This is a genomic window from Kitasatospora sp. NPDC059817 (assembly GCF_042731835.1).
Taxonomy (GTDB): domain Bacteria; phylum Actinomycetota; class Actinomycetes; order Streptomycetales; family Streptomycetaceae; genus Kitasatospora.
In genome coordinates this window covers 1-4,552 of the sequence record NZ_JBHWIR010000064.1, presented here as the reverse complement: position 1 = coordinate 4,552, position 4,552 = coordinate 1, and the positions used below count along the sequence as shown (strand labels likewise).

Genomic DNA, 4,552 nt, shown 5'->3' with positions numbered 1-4,552 from the left:
ACCCGCGGGGGCCCCCCGCCGCGCGGGGCACCGTCACGTCCTCGGTGCCGTCGCCGAAGTAGCCGGCCGTGCCCGGCTGGGCGTCCAGGGCGGCGGTGACGGCGGCCGGGTCGGCGGCGGCCGGCCTGGCGGGAGGTGTCGCCCCGGGCGGGCCGACGGGCCGCTGCGGGTGCACGACGACATCCGCGGTGTCGTGGTCCTTCGCCGCCTGCACCCAGGTCATCGTCCCGCCCATGCCCACCGCGAAGACCGCGGCCGCCGTGCCGAACAGCACGGCCGCGAGCATCCCGGCGGCCCGGGCGGGGCGGGCGAAGGGCTGGGCGAGGCCGAGGCTCAGCGGCCGGGGCAGCGGCAGCCGGGCGGCCAGCTCGGCGGCGCGGGCCGCCGCCCGGTCCCGCCGGGTGCCGCCCGCCGTACGGCCGACGGCGAGCGCGTCCACCGTGCGCAGCCGTCCGGCGCGGGCGGCGGCGGCCCAGGCGACCAGGGCGACGGCCGCCAGGGTGCCGCCGGCCACCGCGACGTCCACCCAGGGGGCGATGCCGGAGGTGCTGGTGCCGTAGATCCGCCCGGTGGTGGCGAGCACCGGGAGGGTCAGCAGGTTGCCCGCGACCACGCCGAGCAGCGTGCCGACGGTGGCCGGGATCAGTGCCTGGGCGACGTACGCGCGGACCACCTGGGCGGGCGTGCAGCCGAGCGCCTTGAGCACGCCGATCCGCCGGGTGGCGGTGCCGACGGCTCCGGCCACCACGTTCCCCGCCACCAGGACCGACATCGCCATGCCGAGCAGGCCGAAGGCGACCATGAACGGCAGGAACATCGCGGTGTTGCGGTCGGATCCCTGCTTGGCGGTGAGCCAGGACTGGGCGCCGGTCAGCGCGCCGGCGGGTGCGGCGGCGACGACGGCGGCCCGGTCGGCGGCGAGCGCCTCGGCGGTGGCCGCCTGCGTGAAGCGGTAGAGCATCTCGTAGCCGGGGGTGCTGCCGGGCGCGGTGAGCGCGGCGAGGCCGTCCGGCGTCACCCAGGCGTCGGCGGTGCGGCTGACGGACCGGCCGAAGCCGACGACGGTGAGGGTCGGCGCGCCCGGCAGGCCGGGCAGGCGCAGTGTGCCGCCGACCTCCCGGACGGGGCTGCCGTAGCTCGCGTCGAGCACCACCTCCCCCGGCTTCTTGGGCCAACTTCCGTGCAGTAGCTCGATGTTGTCCACACCGCCGGCGGCGTCGGCGCGGCCCGCGACGGTCATCGGCTCCATCCCCTCCCCGTCCGCGCCGGTCGCACCGCCCGCGCCGGTCGCGCCGTCCACGCCGGTCGCGCCTGGGCCCGGTTCGGGATCGACGGTGACGGTGCGGAACGGCCCGGCGGCGGCCGTCACCCCGGGGGCGTGCGCGGTGTCGGCGAGTTGGGCGGCGGTGGCCCGGGCGCCGTCGAAGCGCGCGGTGAGGTGGGCGCCGTGCTGGCCGCCGAAGGCCTGGTCGAAGGGCTGCTGCGAGGCGACCAGCAGCGAGCCGCCGAGGACGGAGCAGGTGGTGGCCACCAGGGCGGCCAGCCCGATCGCGACGGACTGCGTGCGGCGCCGGCGGACACCCGCGCGCACCACCCTGCCCAGCGCGGTCATGCCGCCACCGCCGAGTCCGAGGCGATCCGGCCGTCCCGCATCCGGACCGTGCGGGTGGCGCAGTCCTCGGCGAGGGTCAGGTCGTGGGTGACGATCAGGATGGTCTGGCCGTCCTCGTGCAGCTCCCGGAACAGCTCCTTGACGTCCTCGCCGGAGGCCGAGTCCAGCGCGCCGGTCGGCTCGTCGGCCAGCAGCAGCGTCGGCCTGTTCATCAACGCCCTTGCCACCGCGACGCGTTGGCGCTCACCACCGGAGAGCCGGGCCGGGTGGGCGCGGGCGTGCCGGTCGATGCCGAGCGACTCCAGCAGCTCTGCGGCCCGGCGCCGGGCCTCGGCGCGCGGGACGCCCGCGAGTTCGCCGGCGAGCACCACGTTGTCGGCCACGGTGAGGTCGTCCAGCAGGTTGAAGAACTGGAACACCATGCCGATCGTGCCGCGCCGGTAGCGGGCTGAGCCCGCCTCGCTCAGCCGGTCGACCCGGACCCCGGCCACGGTGACCGTCCCGGCGCTCGGCCGGTCCAGCCCGGCCACCAGGTTGAGCAGGGTGGACTTCCCGCTGCCGGACGGGCCGAGCACCGCCACCGACTCCCCCGCCCGCACGCTCAGCGTGACCTCGTCCAGCGCCGCCCGCGCGCCCTCGTAGTGGCGGCTCACACCGCTCAGTTCGATCACCGGATCGCTGCTCATTCCCCGCTCCTCGTACGTTCCCGCCTGGTGGACGACACGAAGGTACGGACGGGCGGCGCGCACCCGCGTCCGTCGCCCGGGGCAACTTCGCTACCCCGTCCGGGCGACCCGGCGCGGCGTCATCCTTGCGAGGTAGTCGCCGGGTGTAGCGGCCACCGCCGCCCGAGGGGCTGTCCCCGACGGCTCCCGGCCCCCACAATGTCCCGGTGATCAACCTCCCGACAGCGGCGCGGCTACGCGCGGCGGCCCGCCTGGCCGAACCCCCGGGCGCCGCGCCGCCGCCCCGGCCGACCCGGCGCGGCCAGGCCTTCGACCTGGCCCTGGCCCTGTTCCTCGCCTTCGCCTGCGCCCGCTACGCCACCACCGCGAGCGAGAGTCACGGCACCGACTGGTACAGGCCGATGCTGCTGGTGCCGCTCGTGCCGCTGCCGCTGGTGCTGCGCCGCCGCCTCCCGCTGACGGTGCTGTGGGCGGTGCTGCCGGCCGCGCTGCTGGTGCGTCACCAGTCGGAGGACATCGCGTACGCGGCCGGCGTGGCCGTCATCGTCGCCGCCTACAGCGCCGCCGCGTACGGGCGCCGCCCGGCGGCGCTGCTGCCGAGCCTGCCGGCGGCCGCCGCGACGCTGGTGGTGCTCTTCGACGACGCCAAGCTGCCGCACTTCCCCAACGCGGTGATCGCGCTGCTGGTCCTGGTGCCGGTGTTCGCGGTCGCCTACGAACTGCGGATGTGGCGCCGCCGGGTGGACGAGGAGCGCGAACGGCTGTCCGCCCTGGAGCGCGGGCGGCTGGCCGCGCTGGAGCACGCGGCGGAGCACGCCGTGGAGCTCGAACGGGCGCGGATCGCCCGGGAGTTGCACGACGTGGTGACGCACAACGTGAGCATGATGACGATCCAGGCCGGGGCCGCCCGCAAGATCCTGGACACCGCCCCGGACAAGGCCCGCGAGGCGATGGCCGCGGTGGAGGCCGGCGGACGCGCCGCGATGACCGAACTGCGCCAGGTCATGGGCCTGTTGACGATCGACTCGGAGACCGGCGACGACCCGGCCGCGACCGCCGACCTCAGCCCGCAGCCGGGCCTGGGCCGACTGGACGCGCTGGTCGACGGCGTCCGGCGGGCCGGACTGCCGGTCGAGCTGACCGTCACCGGGGAGCGCCGGGCCGTCCCGCCCGGGGTCGAACTCGCCGCCTACCGCGTGGTCCAGGAGGCGCTCACCAACACCGTCAAGCACGCGGGCGGCGCGGATGCCGCGGTGACCGTCGAGTACGCCCCCGGCCACCTGCGGGTGGAGGTCACCGACACCGGCGGCCGGACCACCGGCGCCGCCGCCACCGGCAACGGCCGCGGCCTGATCGGCCTGCGCGAACGCCTCGCCGTCTACGGCGGCACCCTGCACACCGGCCCCCGGCCGCGCGGCGGCTACCGCGTCAAGGCCCTGATCCCCCTGGAGAGTTCATGAGCAAGCAGGCGCTGCGCGTGGTGGTGGCCGACGACCAGGCCCTGGTCCGCACCGGGTTCCGGCTGATCCTCGAATCGGAGGGGATCGAGGTGGTCGCCGAGGCCGAGGGCGGCGAGCAGGCCGTCGCCGCCGTCCGCCGCACCCGCCCGGACGTCGTCCTGATGGACATCCGGATGCCAGGCCTGGACGGGCTGGAGGCCACCCGCCGGATCCTCGCCGACGCCGGCCCGGCGGACCACCCGCCGCGGGTGATCATGCTGACCACCTTCGACCTCGACCAGTACGTCTACGCCGCGATGGCGGCCGGGGCGAGCGGCTTCCTGCTCAAGGACGTCACCCCGGAGCACCTGGCCGCCGCCGTCCGGCTGGTCCGCACCGGCGACGCGCTGCTGGCCCCGGCGATCACCCGCCGCCTGGTCGAACGCTTCGCCCGCCCGGACGCCCCCGCCGCTGCCCCGCACCGCGAACTGGCCGCGCTCACCCCGCGCGAGCGGGAGGTGATGGGCCTGCTCGCCCGCGGCCTCAGCAACGCCGAACTCGCCGCCCGGCTCCAGCTCTCCGAGGCGACCGTCAAGACGCACGTGGCCCGGATCCTCGGCAAGCTGAACCTGCGGGACCGGGCCCAGGCGGTGGTCGCCGCCTACGAGACCGGGCTGGTCAGCGTCGGCACTGCGGCGCAACCCCGGTAGCGGTCCGGCCGAGGGCCCGGGGGGGGGGCCAGCCGGGCGGCTGGGCGGGGGAGCGACACGCCCCCCGCCCCCCCCGCCGCCCCGGCGCCGCCGGGGGTGGGGAGA

4 protein-coding genes are annotated in these 4,552 nt (G+C 76.9%); 2 read left to right on the top strand and 2 right to left on the bottom strand.

What is annotated here, in order from left to right; genetic code table 11:
* Together ACFV61_RS16240 and ACFV61_RS16235 are read right to left on the bottom strand one after the other, a co-directional pair.
* Positions 1-1,612, bottom strand: a 1,612-nt coding sequence (locus tag ACFV61_RS16240; RefSeq protein WP_380492188.1) for an FtsX-like permease family protein, incomplete at its 3' end; no start/stop codon positions are given.
* On the bottom strand, positions 1,609-2,298 hold the full coding sequence (locus ACFV61_RS16235; RefSeq protein ID WP_380430725.1) for an ABC transporter ATP-binding protein: 690 nt from the start codon (positions 2,296-2,298) through the stop codon (positions 1,609-1,611). The genes ACFV61_RS16235 and ACFV61_RS16240, both read right to left, overlap by 4 nt.
* A 206-nt stretch (positions 2,299-2,504) precedes the next feature.
* Between ACFV61_RS16235 and ACFV61_RS16230 the strand changes: the two genes are divergently transcribed.
* Both ACFV61_RS16230 and ACFV61_RS16225 read left to right on the top strand, forming a co-directional pair.
* Positions 2,505-3,758, top strand: a complete 1,254-nt coding sequence (locus ACFV61_RS16230) for a sensor histidine kinase (RefSeq protein ID WP_380492187.1) — start codon at positions 2,505-2,507, stop codon at positions 3,756-3,758.
* A complete protein-coding gene (locus ACFV61_RS16225; protein WP_380430730.1) occupies positions 3,755-4,447 on the top strand; it encodes a response regulator in 693 nt (230 codons plus the stop codon). The genes ACFV61_RS16230 and ACFV61_RS16225 overlap by 4 nt, the downstream gene beginning before the upstream one ends.
* Positions 4,448-4,552 lie beyond the last annotated feature (105 nt).

What these genes read in the sequence shown, in the direction of transcription:
- ACFV61_RS16235 (WP_380430725.1), bottom strand. Translation starts at nt 2,298, where the DNA reads ATGAGCAGCGATCCGGTGATCGAACTGAGCGGTGTGAGCCGCCACTAC.
- ACFV61_RS16225 (WP_380430730.1), top strand. Translation starts at nt 3,755, where the DNA reads ATGAGCAAGCAGGCGCTGCGCGTGGTGGTGGCCGACGACCAGGCCCTG.